Genomic DNA, 17,709 nt, shown 5'->3' with positions numbered 1-17,709 from the left:
AATCTGAGCCATGATCAAACTCTTCAGTTTAATCTTCTCAATTCGTACACTAACAAAGCTCTGTGATTTCATTTAAAATCACTATGAATTTCAGTTAAGCACTAATTGTTCTAAATCTTTTAAGTTTTTCCAGAATCAACAAGTGCCCACACAGATTGTCTGATTGATTGTTAAAGAGCAAAAAACAACGACGCGATGTGTATCTTTCAATTTCTACAACGTCGCGTCGTTGTGTGCGGCGTATTATAGGCATCTGAAAAATCTTTGCAACCCCTTTTTGCAAAAAAATGGCAAAAAATGCGAAAAATCATTTCGACTGATTATTTTGAAATCACACCGCTGAATTATCAGGCAAAGTGCGGTGAAAAATTAGTAAGTTTTGCCTATAAACTCTATAAATTTATAAGATACTATTTAGTATCCTTTTTAGATCTCAATTTAGATCCAGCCTTTTGTGCGAAATTCTTTCCATACCTGAATCAAATATGCCATCTCTTCTGGCGTTCCTAGCGTTAATCGGTTGTAATTCGTTAATGGTGGGAAAGGACGACCAACCACAATATTGTATGCTTTCATTCTCTTAGCGTATTCAACACTATCACCTTTGATGCCATGAAAAATGAAATTCGCACTGCTTACCACATAAGTAAGTCCTAATTCATCGAGTGCTTTCATCACCATACGGCGAGATTCATCTGTAACGCGACGGCTTTCTTGTAAAAAGGCGTTATCCGCTAAGGTTGCACGCGCCGCTACTGCCGCAGTTAAGTTGGTATTATCAGCACTTAAAAATTGGCGTAAATAATCCATTTCTGATTTCGCAGCCACCATATAACCAATCCGCAAACCGGCTAAGGCATACAATTTAGAAAACGTTCTGGTTACAGCCAAACGTTCAGTGCCTTTACGCGCCCATTCTATCGCACTGGTAAATTGCGGATCGCCTTCTGCATATTCTGCATAAGCCTCATCAATCAACAAACGATGATTCGCTGGGATATTATCTAACCAAGGGGCTAACTGGCTATTTGGTGTTAGCAATGCCGTTGGGTTATTCGGATTACAAAGATAAATAATGCTAATCCCATCAAATTGATCTGCCTTGGCTCGAATCGCATCAAGATCAAATGAGAGATCTGCTTTTAGTGGCACTTTTACCACTGGTACATTGCGGGCTACAGCATAATCTTCATAAATACCAAATGTTGGATCGGGTGCAATCACTTGTACCGCTTGTTTTTTATCATTCGCTTGTTGAATCCAGCCTGAAATCACAGCCTCAATGGCTTCAGAAGAACCATTACCTAATCCCACATTTTCTGTATTAAGATTGAAACGCTTAGCAATATCTTCAATCAAGCCTTCACGTTCACTGTCAGGATAGCGATTGGATAAATTAAGATGATTAATCACAGCTTGACGCGCAGAGGCACTCATTCCCAATGAGTTTTCATTGAAGTTTAATAATAAAGGATGTTCAGCACTTGGTAGCGTGAACGTTGCCTGTGCGGTAATCGGTTGCGTTTCGGCAAGCACTTTATGATTGAAAAAACCTGCGGCAACACCTGCTGCAGCAAGCTGTAACATACGACGACGATTGATTTGCATAATTATTCCTTATTTAGTTTTAGTCATTAAATTTCAAAACTACAAAATAAGCATTTTAAACATAATAAATATGCTTATTCAAAGTGAGTTAAATTTGTAACATTTCAGCTAACTTGTCAAGTAACAAAATACGAAATTTAAATTTATATGCATAAAAAATGAATTTTAATTCATCTTAAGGCGTTTTACTGTCGTATGAGAAATGTTTTCTTGTAGGAAAAAAGAAGGAAACTGAAAAAACATTTTTTGAAACGCCAATATTGCAACGTAAAATACATTTGTCCCTTTATACAAAGTGCGGTGGAAATTTTTTGAATTTTTCCACCGCACTTTCTTTTAGCTAATTTAGCTAATTTATCTGCTTTATCTGCTCTGCAAACGCCGCCACTTTTTGCCAATCGGTATATTCAACTTCTTTACTGATGTCGGTTTCGCCGCCAGTGATTTTCATAATAAAACGAATCATCATTCGGTCGAACCTGCCATAGCGGGGATACAGCAATGCGCCAGCAAACACCGCCGCACGAGTGGGTTTCCAAGCAATGCGTTGTAGAAATTTCCGCACATAGACATTTGTTTCTGGGGTATTTTTATCCGCTTTGCGTGCAGTGAGATTAACACCAAAAAATGCCGTTTGTTTGTGGTTTAAAAGTGCGGTGTTTTTTTCGATAAATTTATAGAGTAATTTATTGAAGTGTCCATAACGGATCGAAGCACCAATAATGATACGATCAAATTCCGCTAAGTCAGCCACATTCTCATTAATACTACGCATTTCTGCTCTTAACTTTTCTGCCAAAAATTGGGCGATTTTTTGTGTTTGCCCGTCATAACTAGAATATAAAATCAAGGTTTTCATTAGGTTCTCCAAAAGGTAGGGCTAAATAGTACTAACAATGAGAAAACTTCCAAACGACCCGCAACCATTGCGAAAGAAAAGACATATTTTGCGCTGTCAGGCACATCAGCAAAACTGGTGCTAATTATTCCCAAACCTGGGCCTGCATTGGTAATCGCGGCAAAAACTGCACCAATGGAATCAAATGCTCCCATCCCACATAAAATTGCAGCAAAAACGCAAAGCCAAAACGTCAAGAAAAAGGCAATCAAAAATGCCCAAATGCGTTCAATAACGTGCATAGACAAAAGATTATCGCCCAATTTCACGGGAACCACTAGGTTAGGATGCACAAGGGATTTTAACTCTCGTTTAAATTGTAGCCATACTACTAAAACGCGGATCATTTTTAGTCCACCAGAGGTTGAACCTGCACAGCCCCCCAGCAGCCCTGCAAAAACTAACATCATTCCTAAAAAAGATGGCAACTGATTGAAATCAAATAAGGTGTAACCTGAAGTCATCGCCATTGAAGCAGATTGCGCACTCCCCTGGGCGAAGGCATCAATTAAGGAAAGATTATCGTAAGAAATATAGAGCCCGAAAGATATCACTAAAATAAAGAAACCTTGTACTAAACAGAAAAAACGGAACTCTGGATCGTGCCAATAAGTTTTCCAAATGCTTTGATACTGAATTTGTGTAAATGCCATTGCATGCAAACCAAAGTTACATCCCGCAGCTAGCATAAAAATACTGGACAAAAAATAGATTGTATTGTCCTTAAAATATCCTAGATTAGCATCGTGTGTAGACATTCCGCCATTAGATACAGTAGAAAAGCTATGGCATAACGCATCAAAAAAGGACATTCCAGCCCACCAGTAGCCAAGGGTACTAATTATTGTTAATAAACAATATAGAAGCCATAATAATTTTGCGACTTCGGCAATACGAGGTAAATTTTTTTGATCTTTCATAGGGCCTGATGATTCAATGCGATAAAGCTGGGTACCGCCAATACCTAAAATTGGGATAACCGCAACAACTAACACGATTAAACCCATTCCGCCTAACCATTGTAAAAACTGGCGATAAAATAAAATGGATTTAGGTAAATTATCTAGCCCCGACATCACCGTCGCACCCGTTGTAGTTAAGGCAGAAAATGCCTCAAACACCGTATCAGCAAAATCCATATGCACTTCATCAAATAACAAAAATGGGATCACCGCCAATAAACTGAGCAATACCCAGAACGACACCACAATGAGGAACCCTTCTCTCGCGCGCAATTCCTGTTTATGCTGATGGCAACTCCACCACAACAACGTACCAAAAGAAAAACTGGCGATAAAGGCTTGCATAAAGGCTTTTCCCCCACCATCGCCATAAATTAACGCCACAAAAGCCGGCACAAGCATTGTGGCTGAAAAGCACATCACCAAAATGCCGATAATTCGAAAAATAGATAATATATGCACAATGTTCTCTCTTATTTTATTGCGATGATGTTCAACTGCCCTGCCGAGCGTTCGGTTAACTCTCGTTCAAACGCAAGGCGTTTATCAGGACGTATTGCCAACACAAAATGCACTTTTTCTTCAAAATCTTGCGATTCAATCAATATATCTTGCTGTTCGCACAAATGTTGTAGCCAGTTAATTTGGTCATAATCACAAGTTAAACGAAAATTTTCTCGCTCCACTTTCATTGTGGTTTCGAGCAATTTTAACGCCTGTTGCACACCGTTGCCATAAGCGCGCACTAAACCGCCCGTGCCGAGCAAAATTCCGCCATAATAGCGCACCACAACAGCACTGATTTCACCAATCTGGCTACCTAACAAGGCATTCAGCATTGGTTTGCCCGCCGTGCCTGCAGGTTCGCCGTCATCAGAAAAGCCCAAGGATTGGGAATCCGAAGGCTTACCTGCCACCGCTGCCCAACAATGATGACGCGCATTAGGGTGCAGAGTACGAATTTCCTGCCAAAAGACTTTCGCTTGTGCTAAGCCTTCTGTATGTTTAAGATAAGTGATAAAACGACTTTTCTTAATTTCTTCTTCAAAAACCACCGCACTTTGCGGGATTAAATATTCCATAATCCTGTCATTTTGACCAATTTTCAATTGAACGGTATTATACGCACAAAATCACTTCAACGAAAAATAAACAATGAACGAAATTCATATTCACCAACAATTAGACACCCAAGGGCTACGCTGCCCTGAACCCGTCATGCTCGTGCGCAAGCAAATTCGCCATATGCAAGAAGGGGAAGTGTTGCTCATTCTTGCTGATGATCCCGCCACCACAAGAGATATTCCGAGCTTTTGTCAATTTATGGATCATCGCTTACTTAAAAGCGAAACAGAAAGCACACCGTTTAAATATTGGGTGCAAAAGGGGCAGTAAAAAGCAAAATAAAAAGGTGCGTTAAACGCACCTTTGTTTTGTCAGAACAATTATAGATAGAATTTATCTACAAAGTTTAATTTGTCATCAAGTTTTAACACTAACGGCTGACCTGTTGGAATTTCAAAATCCATAATATCTTCATCAGAAATGCCGATAATGTGTTTTGCCAAGGCGCGCAATGAGTTACCGTGCGCAGTCACTAATACGCGTTTACCAGATAATAATGCTGGAGCGATTTGATCTTCCCAGAAAGGTAACACACGCTCTAAAGTAACTTTTAAATTTTCGCCATCTGGCACGACATCTTGTGGGAGAAGTGCATAACGACGATCATTATGCGCAGAATGCGGATCATTTGGATCAAGTAATGGTGGTAAAGTATCATAAGAACGGCGCCAAATATGCACTTGTTCTTCACCATATTTCTCTGCGGTAGCTTTTTTATCTAAACCTTGTAACGCACCATAATGACGCTCATTTAAACGCCAGCTTTTCACTTGTGGAATCCAAAGTTGGTTAGATTCTTCTAACACGATGTTACAGGTTTTAATTGCACGAGTTAATACAGAAGTAAAGGCAATATCAAATTCATAGCCCGCATCTAATAATTTTTTACCTGCGGCCTTAGCTTCTTCCACACCACGTTCGGTTAAGTTCACATCGCGCCAGCCAGTAAATAAATTTTTCGCATTCCACTCACTAAAACCGTGACGGATAAACACTAATTCCATAGAAAATCTCCTAATGTTAATGAAAAAATACTGGGCATTTTATAGCAAAAATTTCAATCTTTTAAAAGGAAAAAGCGTTACTTTCCTGATCTTTCGCAAGGATTTGCTAGGTTGTGATTTCTCCCTAAGCGAGGATTTTCAGATTTGTACAAAAATTTTCCGCTGAACATTTAGCGACTTGCGCAAATAATGGTATAGTTATGCACATTTTTAGCCGCCAGTTTTAGTTTCTAATTTTATTAATGAGAGAAAAAACGTTGAAAAAAATCACCGCACTTTTCTTGTTTGCCTGCGCACTGCCTTTCGCCGTGCAAGGCGCGGATCTGTCTGCGATTCAAAAACAGATCAAACAGCAAGAACAGAAAATTGCTGAACAAAAGCGTGAACAAAATAAATTGCAATCCACCCTAAAAAATCAAGAATTGCAAATTAACGGCGTGGTCGGCCAACTGCGCAAAACAGAATCTGACCTGAAAGCAATTCGCAAAATGATGGCGGATACAGATAAACAAATCAAGCACTTAGAAAGACAAGAAAAAAATCAGAAAGAAAAACTGGCTAAACAAATCGATGCAATGTACCGCTCGGGGATTAATCCTTCAATGTTGGAAAAACTGTTTTCCGAAGATGCCCAAAAAGCGGAACGAATGAAGGCTTATTATGATCATATGAACCAAGCTCGCCTTGCATTAATTGAAGATCTGAAACAAACGCAAGCACAGCTTAAGAAAGAAAAAGCCAATATTCAAGATCAGCAAAAAGAGCAACAAAATCAGCTCAATGAGCAAAAAAAGCAACAGCAAAGTTTGCAAAAAGTACAGCGCGAACGCCAATCCACGCTCAATCAGCTAAATAAAAGTTTAGCCAAAGATCAGAATAAATTGGACAGCTTAAAAGCGAACGAAAATGCCTTACGCCAACAAATCCAGCGTGCGGAACAGCAGGCTCGCGAGCAAGAAAAACGTGAACGTGAAGCCTTAGCACAGAAAAAACGCCAAGAGGAACAAAAAAGCCAAAAACCTTACACTCCAACGGCGCAAGAAAAACAGCTTATGGCAAGCAGTTCAGGGCTGGGCAAACCACAAAGACAATATCAATATCCTGTGTCAGGAAAAATTCTTAACCGTTTTGGTTCAACGCAAATGGGCGAGCTTAAATGGAAAGGGATCGTGATTGGCGCAAATGCAGGGGCGTCTGTACGTGCAATTGCCGATGGGCGTGTGATTTTGGCAAGCTGGCTACAAGGTTATGGGCTAATGGTGATCATCAAACACGGTGAAAATGATCTGAGCTTATACGGCTACAACCGCGCCGTATCAGTCAGAGAAGGGCAACTAGTGAAAGCTGGGCAGAAAATTGCCGAAGTGGGATCATCAGGCGGACAATCACGCTCAGGCTTGTATTTTGAAATTCGCCGCAAAGGCGTTGCGGTCAATCCAACAGGTTGGTTGCGATAATGAAAAACTCTAATCAACAACAACACGTGAAAAAACAATTCATAAAGAAACCAAGTGCGGTCAAAAATTTGTTTATTTTTTCCACCGCACTTTGCTTGAGCCTACTCCCCACAATTGCGTTCAGCCAATCGCGTCTTGCCATTGTGATTGATGATGTGGGCTATCGCCCGAAAGAAGATGCCGCCATTTATGCAATGCCGAAAGAAATATCGGTGGCAATTATTCCTTCAGCACCTTACGCCAAACAGCGCAATGATCAGGCAAAACAGCAAAATCGTGATGTTCTTATTCATCTGCCAATGCAGCCTATGGGAAGCCATAAAATTGAAGCTGGCGGGCTAAGCCTTGGAATGTCGCAACAAATTGTGCGAGAAAAAGTGCAAAATGCGAAGAAAACTGTTTCTGCCGCCATTGGCTTAAACAACCATATGGGCAGTGCGGCAACGGCGGATCAAGATTTAATGACAAAGTTAATGATCGCATTGCAAGAACAGCATTTGTTTTTCTTAGATAGCCGAACCATTGGTCGTTCAGTGGCAAGTAAAACCGCAAAGCAACAAGGCGTAAAAGCCCTAGATCGCCATATTTTCTTAGATGATAGCGATGCGTTCGCCGATGTTCAACGCCAATTTCAGCAAGCCATTACCTATGCACGCAAACACGGCACTGCGATTGTGATTGGCCACCCACGCAAAAACACCGTTGCCGTGCTACAAAATGGTTTACGCACTCTGCCGAAAGACATTCAATTGGTTAATATGGGCAGCTTATGGCGTGGCGAAAAAGTGGTACCAATCAAGCCGTTTATTATGCTATTTAACACTACCCCAGCGCCAACTTCCGTTGCACCTTTTCAAGATGTGCCGTTATTGCGGGGCATTCCAAGATAAATGAAATGAAAAGAAGTGGCGGAAGACAATGGGAGTCGAACCCACCCAAGATTGCTGGCAACCTTAACAGGATTTGAAGTCCTGCCGTTTCACCGGAAACGCCTATCTTCCGAAAGTGTGTTCACTTTAAAGGAAATCGGCTGATTATTCAAGGTGTTGCTGGGGAAATTTAATCAATACAACACACTTGATAAGTTAGGGCTGAATTTTCAACAAAAAAACAGTATGATTAAAGCTAATTTTCCTAAAATGGCATAAATGACAGATAGGACAGCACAATGAACAGCCTATTCCAACAACTTCCTTCCATTGATAAATTACTAAAGCAGCCTGAAATTGCGTCTTTGATCGCAGAATTTGGGCGTAGTGCGGTGGTGAAAATTTGCCGCAGTTTGCTTGAAAATGCACGCGCTGAAATAAAAAATACGCAAAAAATACCGCACTTTTTTCACGATAATTCCACGCTAATCGCGGAAATTCAACGACAATTACAAACTCAGCAGCAAGTGAAAATTCAGCCTGTGCATAACTTAACAGGTACAGTGCTGCATACAAATTTAGGGCGCGCATTGTGGGCGAATGCTGCACAGCAAGCGGCGTTATTGGCGATGCAAGAGAATGTGGCATTGGAATACGATTTGGCGGAAGGCAAGCGTAGCCATCGAGATAATTATATTAGCGAGTTATTATGTGAACTCACGGGGGCGGAAGCTGCTTGTGTGGTGAATAATAATGCGGCGGCGGTGTTGTTGATGCTGGCTACCTTTGCGAAAGATAAGGACGTGGTGATTTCCCGTGGTGAACTCATTGAGATTGGCGGCTCATTCCGTATTCCAGATATTATGCAGCAAGCAGGTTGTAAACTGGTGGAGGTGGGAACAACAAATCGCACCCATTTGGCGGATTATCGCCGCGCGATCAGCGAAAGTACTGCTTTTTTAATGAAAGTTCATAGCAGCAATTATCAAATTTGTGGTTTTACACATTCTGTCAGTGAAGCGGAATTAGCACAACTGGGCAAAAAAATGAATGTGCCTGTGATGACGGATTTAGGCAGCGGTGCATTAGTCGATCTCAGTCAATATGGCTTGCCCGCTGAACCCACTGTACAGGAAAAATGGCAACAAGGTGTGGATTTAATCTCATTTTCTGGGGATAAATTGCTCGGCGGCCCACAGGCTGGCATTATTGTTGGGAAAAAAGATTTTATTGACCAATTGCAATCTCACCCACTGAAACGGGCATTGCGTTGCGATAAAGTGATTTTAGCGGGCTTAGAAGCGACCTTGCGTTTATATCTTCAGTCTGAGAAATTGGCGGAAAAACTTACCAGTTTACATTTACTCACCCAGCCTGTGTCAGCATTACGCCTGCAAGCGGAAATACTCAAAGTGCGGTTGGAAAATCAGTTAAATTTTGCCTATACAATCCGCGTGGAAGAAAGCCAAGCACAGATTGGCAGTGGCGCGCAGCCTTTAGCGAAAATTCCCTCTGTGGCGGTAACCCTTGAAGAAAAAACCTCGCAAAAATTGACCGCACTTATCCAGCGCTTTAAACAGCTTCCTCAACCAATTATTGGTCGAGTGGAACAAAATAAACTTTGGCTCGATTTGCGTAGCCTTGCCAATTTTGAGCGCCTACTAAATACCTTGGAGCAACTATGATTATTGTTACCTCAGGCCACGTTGATCACGGAAAAACCGCCTTATTACAAGCACTTACAGGGAAAAATGCGGATCGGTTACCCGAAGAAAAAAAACGTGGAATGACCATTGATTTAGGCTACGCCTATCTTCCGCTGAAAGACAAAAGCCTCGGCTTTATTGATGTGCCAGGACACGAAAAATTTCTTTCCAATATGCTCGCGGGGCTAGGCGGTGTGCATTATGCAATGCTAATCACCGCCGCTGATGAGGGCATTCAACCGCAAACGCAGGAACATTTAGCCATTTTGCGTTTATTGCGTTTTGAGCAAATTATCGTAGTGATCAGCAAATCGGACAATGCCGAAGAGGCCAAAATTTCCCAATTAAAACAACAAATTACTCAACAATATCCGTTTTTAACCGACAGCCCATTTTTTATCACCTCTGCCCGCACGGGGCAAGGCATCGCAGAATTGCAGGATTATCTCGCCCATCTTCCCGAACGGGCGGAGCGTGATCGTCCGTTCCGCTATGCCATTGACCGAATTTTTACCATAAAAGGGGCCGGAACGGTGGTAACAGGCACGGCTTTTAGTGGACAGGTTGCAATCAATGATGAGCTTTATCTTTCCACTGGGCAAAAAGTACGTGTGAAGAATATCCACAGCCAAGATAGCCAAGCTGAGCTTGGTGAAGCGGGACAGCGTTTGGCGTTAAATATTCAAACCGAGGTTTCACGAGAGGCAATTCAGCGTGGGGATTGGCTTTTTTCTCAACCGCCACTCTCGCCAACGGATCGGATTACTATTGAAGTAGAAGCCGCACAAAACTTGCAAGAAAGCCAAGCAGTGCATATTTATCACGCGGCATCTCGCACCACGGGAAAACTCACATTATTACAAGCTAAACAGCTTGCCCCGCAACAAAAAGCCTTGGCTGAGCTAATTTTGCAAGAACCGCTATTTTTAACCTATGGCGATAAATTAATTTTACGCACCGGTGATGCAAAATCCTTATTGGCGGGCGGTAAAGTGGTCGAAATCCATTCACCAAAACGTTATAAACGCACCGAAGTGCGGTTGAATTTTTTACAAAATTTACTTACCGCACAGCATTGCGCTCAACGCTTGAACTATTATTTACAGCATCGTCCTATGCAGTTGGCTGAATTGGCTTGGCTGGAACAAATGGAAGAAACCCAACTCAGCGCCTTGATTGCCGATAATCAGGCGTTGGCTTGGCAAGGTTGGGCGTTTAGCCAAGACTATCAACAAAGGCAATCAGATAAACTCATTGAAACCTTGGCAAATTATCATCAACAACAGCCAGACCAGCTGGGATTAAGCAAAGCGCGTTTATATCGCATTGCGGCCATTAATCAGCCAGAGACCTTGATTTATCATTTGATTGAAAAGCTTTTGGAGCAAAATAAAATTCAGCAAACGCGCGGCTGGTTACATCTTCCTGAGCATAAAATTCGTTTTACTGCTGAAGAACAAGCCTTATGGCAAAGAGTGCTAGCTCACTTTGAGCAGCAACAAGGACAAGCTCTTTGGGTACGCGATCTAGCTAATTTGCTCGATCTTGAAGAGAGTGAAATGCGCAACTTTCTCTACAAAGCAGGCAAACTAGGCTATCTCACCCCCATCGTGCGTGATCGTTTTATGCTCACCGAAACTCTTTATGCTTATGCTCGCTGGATTAAAGCATTTATTCTGCAAAATGAGGTGATTTCTGTTAATCAGCTGCGTGATGAATTGCAATGGGGAAGAAAAATGACGGTACAATTAATGGAATATTTCGATCGATGCGGATTCTTACGCCGCAAAGGTAATGTGCATTTATTGCGTGATAGGGATTTGTTTGATTTGTAATTCACGGAAAAACAAGTGCGGTGGAAAATCTCGACATTTTTCACCGCACTTTTGTTTTTATTCTGTAAAAAGCAGAAATTAGATATTTACATTGAATTTATCGTCAATAAAGCATTGATTCATTTCAAAAGCTGGCTTGGCGGCTTTGTCTTTGCCAATCGCTTTTGATGGCACGCCTGCTACGGTGGTGTATTCTGGCACGGCTTGCAACACTACAGAATTTGCGCCGATTTTGGCGTAACGGCCAATTTCAATATTGCCGAGAATTTTCGCGCCTGCGCCAATCATCACCCCCTCGCGTACTTTCGGGTGGCGGTCGCCAGATTCTTTTCCTGTTCCGCCAAGAGTAACGCCTTGCAAAATAGACACATCATTTTCAATCACTGAGGTTTCGCCCACCACAATGCCTGTTGCGTGGTCGAACATAATACCGCAGCCAATTTTTGCCGCAGGGTGAATATCCACATCAAAGGCAACGGAGATTTCATTTTGCAAATAAATGGCCAGCGCCTTGCGGTTACGCTGCCATAAATAATGGGTTATGCGGTAGCTTTGTAAGGCGTGAAAGCCTTTTAAATAAAGCAACGGCGTTGTCCATAATTCCACCGCAGGATCTCGTTGGCGCACCGCACGAATATCGCAAGCAGCGCTGCCGATAATATCAGGCTCAACTTGATAGGCTTCTTCAATAATTTCACGCAGGGCAATGGCTGGCATAATGGGATTGGCTAATTTATTCGCCAAAATATAGCTCAACGCATTGCCAAGGTTTTGATGTTTAAGAATGGTGGAATGAAAAAAGCTGGCGAGCATTGGCTCACATTCTGCTAATTCTTTCGCTTCTTGACGGAGTAATTTCCAAACTTCAGCAGGCATTTTATTCTCCTTTGCGCTCGCGTCCAAGCAGGCTTAATGCCACATCTTGCGCATTTTTGCCACAAAACAGTACTTGATAAATTTGTTCGGTAATCGGCATTTCTACCCCGTGGCGCTGAGCGAGTAAATAGGCTTCTTTGGTGTTGTAGAACCCTTCCACCACTTGTCCAATTTCAGCCAAGGCTTCTTCGGCATTTTTGTCTTGTCCAAGCATTAAACCAAAACGGCGGTTACGCGATTGGTTGTCGGTACAGGTTAGCACTAAATCACCTAAGCCAGACATTCCCATAAAGGTGTTCGGATTTGCTCCAAGGGCTTCACCTAATCGGCTGATTTCCGCCAAGCCACGGGTAATCAAGGCGGTGCGTGCATTTGCGCCAAAGCCCATACCATCAGACATTCCAGCCCCAATGGCGATCACGTTTTTAATCGCGCCACCAAGCTGAACGCCGATCATATCCTGATTAATATAAACACGGAAATGCTTACTGCAATGAATACGCGCCTGAAACTCTTCCGCGAAAGCCTGATCGTGTGAAGCCAGCGCTATCGCCGTAGGCAATCCTGCCGCCAGCTCTTTCGCAAAGGTTGGGCCAGAAAGCACCGCAAGGGGATATTGCGTACCAAGTTTTTCTTCCACCACTTGTTGCAATAAACGCCCTGTATCACGCTCTAGGCCTTTGGTTGCCCACACAATGCGGTGATGGGGTTGTAAGTGCGGTCGGATTTTTTGTAAAACTTCGCCAAAAACGTGGCTTGGTACAACGATCAATAAATCTCGCGATTTTTGCACCGCACTTGCAAGATCGCTTTCAATCTCAAGCGCACTTGGGAAAGGGATATTCGGTAAAAAGGCTTGGTTGCAACGTTCTTCATTTAAGCGTTGCATATGTGCGGGATCGTGTCCCCAAAGATAAGTCGGCGAACCATTACGAGAAAAGCTGATCGCTAATGCCGTGCCATAGGATCCTGCACCAATAACGCTAATCGGTGAGTTTGAAATGTGGTTGTGCATCAATAATCCTTATAATTAAGATAAAGGTGAATCACATTCACTGTTAATGCCTTGAGTTTAACCTACTTGAATTAGACTGAAAATAGAATTTTTACAGAAGTGAGTTAGTGGTGGGGTGTTACATAAAGTAGTTGGATAGATTACCTTGCCCAAGTGTATCTTATTGGATACAATTTTTTGTGAAAGGTGCTATGAAAAAGATGTAAGAATGATGATCGAGGATTAACATAATGAAATTAAAAGCAAATATTAAAACAAGTCATTTTGACGCAGCAAAATACCTTACTACGGAAGAAGATATACAGGCTTATTTAGCTGAAACCCTAAAAAGTGGAGATCAAGAAGAATTTTTAACCGCACTTTCAACAGTCGCAAGAGTAAGAGGAATAACGGAGCTGGCTAAACAAACTGGTTTAGGGCGTGAAAGTTTGTATAAAACCCTATCCAAAGGCAGTAAACCGAGATTTGAAACCATACAAAAAATTCTCGCGGCGTTTAATTTGGAACTTGTACCAACAATTAAAGTGCGGTGATTTTTTCCATAAAAAAAACGTCATAAAAAAGTGGGCATTTCACCCACTTTTCTGATTAATTCACGGTTTCTGGTTGCTCGCTTTGTGCTTGCTCCGCTTGTTGGCGCTCTAGATATTCCATAAAGAGTGCATCAAAATTTACTGGAGAAAGATTTAATGGCGGGAATGTGCCGCGGTTTACAAGGCTGGCAATTAATTCACGCGCATAAGGGAAAAGCATATTTGGGCATTGTGAGGTTAAACAATGAGCAAGTTGAACCCCTTCAAGACCACTCACAGTAAATACGCCTGCTTGTTTTACTTCACAAATAAACGCTACATCACCACTTTCTTCAAGGGTGGTTTCGGTGGAAATGTTTAAACATACTTCATAAAGATCTTCACCCAATTCAACCACTTCGGTGTTTAAATCGAAAGAAAGTTGTGGTTTCCATTCTTGTTGGAAAATATGTGGAAGATTTGGTGCTTCAAAAGACACATCTTTAATATAGATGCGTTGAATTTGTAATACCGCCTCTGTTGCTTGCTCTTGTTTTTGCGCTGCAACTTCTTGATTTTGCTCAGTCATTTTCTATTCCTCTGTGAGTTATTTATCTTTTTTCACTAATGGCAAATTCGCTGAACGCCAACCTGCAATCCCTTCTTTTAATGCGTACACTTCGCTAAATCCTTGTTTAGCCAAAAGCTCTGCGGACGCACCAGCTGCCATTCCTGTGGCACAAACCACCACAACAGGCTTGTCTTTATGCTGTTCAATTTTACCAATATTTTGATTTTTAATTTCGCTTGGTAGTAAATGAATGCTGTGAATAATATGCCCACGTTCAAATTCATCAAGGGTGCGCACATCGATCACGGTGGCATCTTTATTATTCATTAAACTAACCAATTCCGCATTCTCAATGGTTTTCACTTTGGTGGTGAATGCTTTGAAATAGGTATAAATAACGAGAAAAAATACGGCTATCCAAGAAATAACCATTAATGTGTGATTTTTGGCAAAAGCGGTTGCCATCGGTAGAAATTCTTGCATTTTACTCTCTATGTTTTAGTTCAAAATAAAGGCTTAAGTATAACCGCACTTTATTGATCTTTCAAAGGAAGTCTGTGAAATTCCTGTGTCGTTATTCAATAATTTATTCTAAATCAAGAGATAAACAAAAATAGTTAGCGGAAATATAGCGATAATGACACTTTATTGCTATATTAGCGCCGATTATAGGGGTATCCCCTTTATGTGGACATTTTCTTTTGGCTATTTTCAAAAAGAAAATCATTTTATCTTTTATCGTTTATAAGAGGTCTTACTATGTTTTTTCTCCAATTTGCCATCGTATTGGTGTGCATTTTGATTGGTGCGCGCATTGGCGGTATCGGCTTGGGGGTAATGGGCGGCGCAGGGCTTGCTATTCTCTCTTTCGGCTTTGGCTTACAACCAGCGGGCTTACCAATCAACGTAATGTTAATGATTATGGCGGTAGTTTCTGCAGCGGCAGCAATGCAAGCGGCAGGCGGTTTAGATTATATGATCAAAATTGCTACCAACATTTTGCGTAAACACCCGAAATACATCACCTTTATTGCACCAGCGGTAACTTGGACATTCACCGTATTAGCGGGAACAGGTCACGTTGCCTATTCTGTATTGCCTGTAATTGCTGAAGTCAGCCGCCACAACGGCATTCGCCCAGAGCGTCCACTTTCAATGGCGGTAATTGCATCACAATTTGCTATCGTTGCTAGCCCAATCGCTGCAGCAGTGGTGGCTGTGGTGGCTTATCTTGAACCACAAGGCATTCACCTTGGTGATGTATTAATGGTTACAATGCCATCAACTATTTTAGGTTTAGCGGTTGCTTGTATTTTCGTGAATAAAATGGGTAAAGAATTAAAAGACGACCCGAATTATCAACGTTTATTACAAGATCCAGACTATGTAAAAGAAAACCACACTGACGTAAATCCAGACAACATTCAATTAAAACCAACGGCAAAATTGTCTGTGGGATTATTCCTATTTGGTGCATTACTTGTGGTATTAATGGGGGCATTCCCAAGCCTACGTCCAGCTTTTGACGGCAAAGCAATGGGAATGGCACACACTATCGAAATCGTAATGCTTACCGTGGGGGCGTTAATCATCTTAACCTGTAAACCAAACGGCAATGCTATTACACAGGGTTCAGTATTTCACGCGGGTATGCGTGCGGTGATTGCCATTTTCGGGATCGCGTGGTTAGGTGATACTTTAATGCAAGCCCATATGACCGAAGTGAAAGACACCGTGAAAGTGTTGGTAGAAACCGCACCTTGGACATTCGCCATCGCCTTATTTGTGCTTTCTGTGTTAGTAAATAGCCAAGGGGCAACGGTTGCCACTCTTTTCCCTGTAGGGATCGCATTAGGCATTCCAGCGCCTGTATTAGTTGGGGTATTTGTGGCAGTAAATGGTTACTTCTTTATTCCAAACTACGGCCCAATCATTGCGTCCATTGACTTTGATACCACAGGCACAACCCGCATCGGAAAATACATTTTCAACCACAGCTTTATGCTCCCAGGCTTATTAAGTATGGCATTTAGCTTGGCATTCGGTTTATTATTCGCCAATATTTTATTGTAAATTTAGACCGCACTTTCCTTTCTAAACTGAGCGATATCATCGCTCAGTTTTTTTATCTAGTATTCCCCCGTAAACTTCCGCATAATATCGCCACTTGACCTAACAAAAGGAAAATCACAATGACCATTTCAAAACAACAAATTCTTGAGGCTTACTATTTCCGCCACGCGTGCAAACAATATGATCCAAGCAAAAAAATCAGCGATGAGGATTTCCGTTTTATTTTAGAAACTGCCCGTCTTTCGCCGAGTTCTTTCGGTTTTGAGCCGTGGAAATTCTTAGTGATCGAAAATCAGCACATCAAAGAGCTGATCCGCGATAACGCGTGGGGGGCGAAAGATAAAGTGATGGATTGTAGCCATTTTGTGGTGATCCTTGTCCGCCAACCGCAAACTCTTTTAGCCGATGGCGAATACGTTCCACATATTATGCGTGATGTGCATCATATCCCTGAAGATGCGCTCAAACTGCGTCAAGGCTTCTACCGCAACTTCACCGAAAAAGATTTTGCTCTAACTGAAAATCCCGTGGCATTTTACAACTGGGCGTGCCGCCAAAGTTATATCGCGCTCGGCAATATGCTTACCAGTGCCGCAATGATCGGCATCGACAGCACCCCGATTGAAGGTTTCCCGCTGGAAAAAATGAATGATCTGTTCGTGGCAGAAGGCTTATACAAAGCCGATGAATACAAACTTAGCGTAATGGCAGCCTTCGGCTACCGCCTAAACGAACCACGCGAAAAAACACGCCAAGCCTTTGATGACGTGGTGGAGTGGGTGAAATAAAAATCCGCAAAAATCGCACCGCACTTTCGTTTTTGCGTACACATTTTCGTTCTCACAAAGACAAAGTGCGGTGTAAATTTCTCAACGTTTCTTTTCTAAAAAATCTCGGAACAATTATGCTCATTTCATTTATTCTGATTGCACTATGTGCCGGTGTCGCCCTTGCCACGCAAGCCGCCATTAACAGCCAATTAGCTGGTTCATTAATGGGGCAACCTGTTGTTGCCGCCTTAATTTCCTTCGCAACAGGCACATTACTGCTCTTTTTCATTTGCTGGTGGAAAGCCGATCTTTTCACCGCCTTACAACAAGTGCCAAAACAACCCTTGTGGAAACTTCTCGGCGGCCCACTGGGTGCGCTTGTGGTTTTCACCACCATTTTCCTTGCACCGAAAATGGGCGTAACCAAT

At 42.1% G+C, this 17,709-nt stretch carries 18 protein-coding genes and 1 tRNA gene; 9 read left to right on the top strand and 10 right to left on the bottom strand.

Going from position 1 to position 17,709, the window contains the following annotated elements:
* Positions 1–438: 438 nt before the first annotated feature.
* The 4 genes from ACLS0A_RS10425 to ACLS0A_RS10410 form a co-directional block, all read right to left on the bottom strand.
* Positions 439–1,608: a pyridoxal phosphate-dependent aminotransferase gene (locus ACLS0A_RS10425; protein WP_416083403.1), complete on the bottom strand. Its 1,170-nt coding sequence runs from the start codon at positions 1,606–1,608 to the stop codon at positions 439–441.
* A gap of 349 nt (positions 1,609–1,957) precedes the next feature.
* Positions 1,958–2,467, bottom strand: coding sequence for a menaquinone-dependent protoporphyrinogen IX dehydrogenase (gene hemG / locus ACLS0A_RS10420; protein ID WP_416083402.1), 510 nt, complete (start codon positions 2,465–2,467; stop codon positions 1,958–1,960).
* Positions 2,467–3,930: a TrkH family potassium uptake protein gene (locus ACLS0A_RS10415; protein ID WP_416083401.1), complete on the bottom strand. Its 1,464-nt coding sequence runs from the start codon at positions 3,928–3,930 to the stop codon at positions 2,467–2,469. The genes hemG and ACLS0A_RS10415 overlap by 1 nt, the downstream gene beginning before the upstream one ends.
* A gap of 11 nt (positions 3,931–3,941) precedes the next feature.
* Positions 3,942–4,553: a YigZ family protein gene (locus tag ACLS0A_RS10410; RefSeq protein WP_416083404.1), complete on the bottom strand. Its 612-nt coding sequence runs from the start codon at positions 4,551–4,553 to the stop codon at positions 3,942–3,944.
* A 70-nt stretch (positions 4,554–4,623) separates the two neighbouring features.
* Between ACLS0A_RS10410 and tusA the strand changes: the two genes are divergently transcribed.
* The gene (gene tusA, locus ACLS0A_RS10405) at positions 4,624–4,863 is read left to right on the top strand and encodes a sulfurtransferase TusA (RefSeq protein WP_103854448.1); all 240 of its coding nucleotides are present in this window, start codon (positions 4,624–4,626) and stop codon (positions 4,861–4,863) included.
* Between the two features lie 50 nt (positions 4,864–4,913).
* Here tusA and ACLS0A_RS10400 read toward each other — a convergent pair whose 3' ends face one another.
* Positions 4,914–5,597: a 2,3-diphosphoglycerate-dependent phosphoglycerate mutase gene (locus ACLS0A_RS10400; RefSeq protein WP_126371273.1), complete on the bottom strand. Its 684-nt coding sequence runs from the start codon at positions 5,595–5,597 to the stop codon at positions 4,914–4,916.
* A 242-nt stretch (positions 5,598–5,839) separates the two neighbouring features.
* On the opposite strand from ACLS0A_RS10400, the gene envC reads away from it, so the two are divergent.
* Both envC and ACLS0A_RS10390 read left to right on the top strand, forming a co-directional pair.
* Positions 5,840–7,054 carry a murein hydrolase activator EnvC gene (gene envC / locus ACLS0A_RS10395; RefSeq protein ID WP_126371271.1) on the top strand — a complete coding sequence of 405 codons (1,215 nt, stop codon included), beginning with the start codon at positions 5,840–5,842 and terminating at the stop codon, positions 7,052–7,054.
* Positions 7,054–7,944, top strand: a complete 891-nt coding sequence (locus ACLS0A_RS10390) for a divergent polysaccharide deacetylase family protein (RefSeq protein WP_416083400.1) — start codon at positions 7,054–7,056, stop codon at positions 7,942–7,944. The genes envC and ACLS0A_RS10390 overlap by 1 nt, the downstream gene beginning before the upstream one ends.
* A gap of 16 nt (positions 7,945–7,960) precedes the next feature.
* Here the strand turns inward: ACLS0A_RS10390 and ACLS0A_RS10385 are convergent.
* Positions 7,961–8,055: transfer RNA gene (locus tag ACLS0A_RS10385), tRNA-Sec, on the bottom strand.
* A gap of 167 nt (positions 8,056–8,222) precedes the next feature.
* Between ACLS0A_RS10385 and selA the strand changes: the two genes are divergently transcribed.
* Both selA and selB read left to right on the top strand, forming a co-directional pair.
* The gene (gene selA / locus ACLS0A_RS10380) at positions 8,223–9,608 is read left to right on the top strand and encodes an L-seryl-tRNA(Sec) selenium transferase (protein WP_416083399.1); all 1,386 of its coding nucleotides are present in this window, start codon (positions 8,223–8,225) and stop codon (positions 9,606–9,608) included.
* Entirely contained in the window at positions 9,605–11,464 is a 1,860-nt protein-coding gene (selB, locus tag ACLS0A_RS10375; protein WP_416083398.1) for a selenocysteine-specific translation elongation factor, read from the top strand. Before selA ends, selB begins: the two co-directional genes overlap by 4 nt.
* A gap of 78 nt (positions 11,465–11,542) precedes the next feature.
* On the opposite strand, the gene cysE is transcribed toward selB, so the two are convergent.
* Positions 11,543–12,340: a serine O-acetyltransferase gene (cysE, locus tag ACLS0A_RS10370; RefSeq protein WP_103855393.1), complete on the bottom strand. Its 798-nt coding sequence runs from the start codon at positions 12,338–12,340 to the stop codon at positions 11,543–11,545.
* A gap of 1 nt (position 12,341) precedes the next feature.
* Positions 12,342–13,355: an NAD(P)H-dependent glycerol-3-phosphate dehydrogenase gene (gene gpsA, locus ACLS0A_RS10365; protein ID WP_416083397.1), complete on the bottom strand. Its 1,014-nt coding sequence runs from the start codon at positions 13,353–13,355 to the stop codon at positions 12,342–12,344.
* Positions 13,356–13,585: 230 nt separating this feature from the next.
* Here gpsA and ACLS0A_RS10360 point away from each other — a divergent pair, with 230 nt between their 5' ends.
* On the top strand, positions 13,586–13,888 hold the full coding sequence (locus tag ACLS0A_RS10360; RefSeq protein ID WP_416083396.1) for an addiction module antidote protein: 303 nt from the start codon (positions 13,586–13,588) through the stop codon (positions 13,886–13,888).
* Between the two features lie 55 nt (positions 13,889–13,943).
* Here ACLS0A_RS10360 and secB read toward each other — a convergent pair whose 3' ends face one another.
* Positions 13,944–14,456, bottom strand: a complete 513-nt coding sequence (gene secB / locus ACLS0A_RS10355) for a protein-export chaperone SecB (RefSeq protein ID WP_416083395.1) — start codon at positions 14,454–14,456, stop codon at positions 13,944–13,946.
* Positions 14,457–14,474: 18 nt separating this feature from the next.
* Positions 14,475–14,921: a rhodanese-like domain-containing protein gene (locus ACLS0A_RS10350; RefSeq protein WP_126371252.1), complete on the bottom strand. Its 447-nt coding sequence runs from the start codon at positions 14,919–14,921 to the stop codon at positions 14,475–14,477.
* Between the two features lie 276 nt (positions 14,922–15,197).
* Here ACLS0A_RS10350 and ACLS0A_RS10345 point away from each other — a divergent pair, with 276 nt between their 5' ends.
* The 3 genes from ACLS0A_RS10345 to ACLS0A_RS10335 form a co-directional block, all read left to right on the top strand.
* Positions 15,198–16,511 carry an anaerobic C4-dicarboxylate transporter gene (locus ACLS0A_RS10345; RefSeq protein WP_416083394.1) on the top strand — a complete coding sequence of 438 codons (1,314 nt, stop codon included), beginning with the start codon at positions 15,198–15,200 and terminating at the stop codon, positions 16,509–16,511.
* Positions 16,512–16,630: 119 nt separating this feature from the next.
* Positions 16,631–17,299: an NAD(P)H-dependent oxidoreductase gene (locus ACLS0A_RS10340; RefSeq protein ID WP_416083393.1), complete on the top strand. Its 669-nt coding sequence runs from the start codon at positions 16,631–16,633 to the stop codon at positions 17,297–17,299.
* 116 nt (positions 17,300–17,415) lie between these two features.
* Positions 17,416–17,709, top strand: a 294-nt coding sequence (locus ACLS0A_RS10335; protein ID WP_416083392.1) for a DMT family transporter, incomplete at its 3' end; no start/stop codon positions are given.

Origin of the sequence: Avibacterium volantium, from assembly GCF_049366555.1 — a bacterium.
Classification (GTDB): domain Bacteria; phylum Pseudomonadota; class Gammaproteobacteria; order Enterobacterales; family Pasteurellaceae; genus Avibacterium; species Avibacterium volantium_A.
This window is presented reverse-complemented; position numbering and strand designations above follow the sequence as displayed.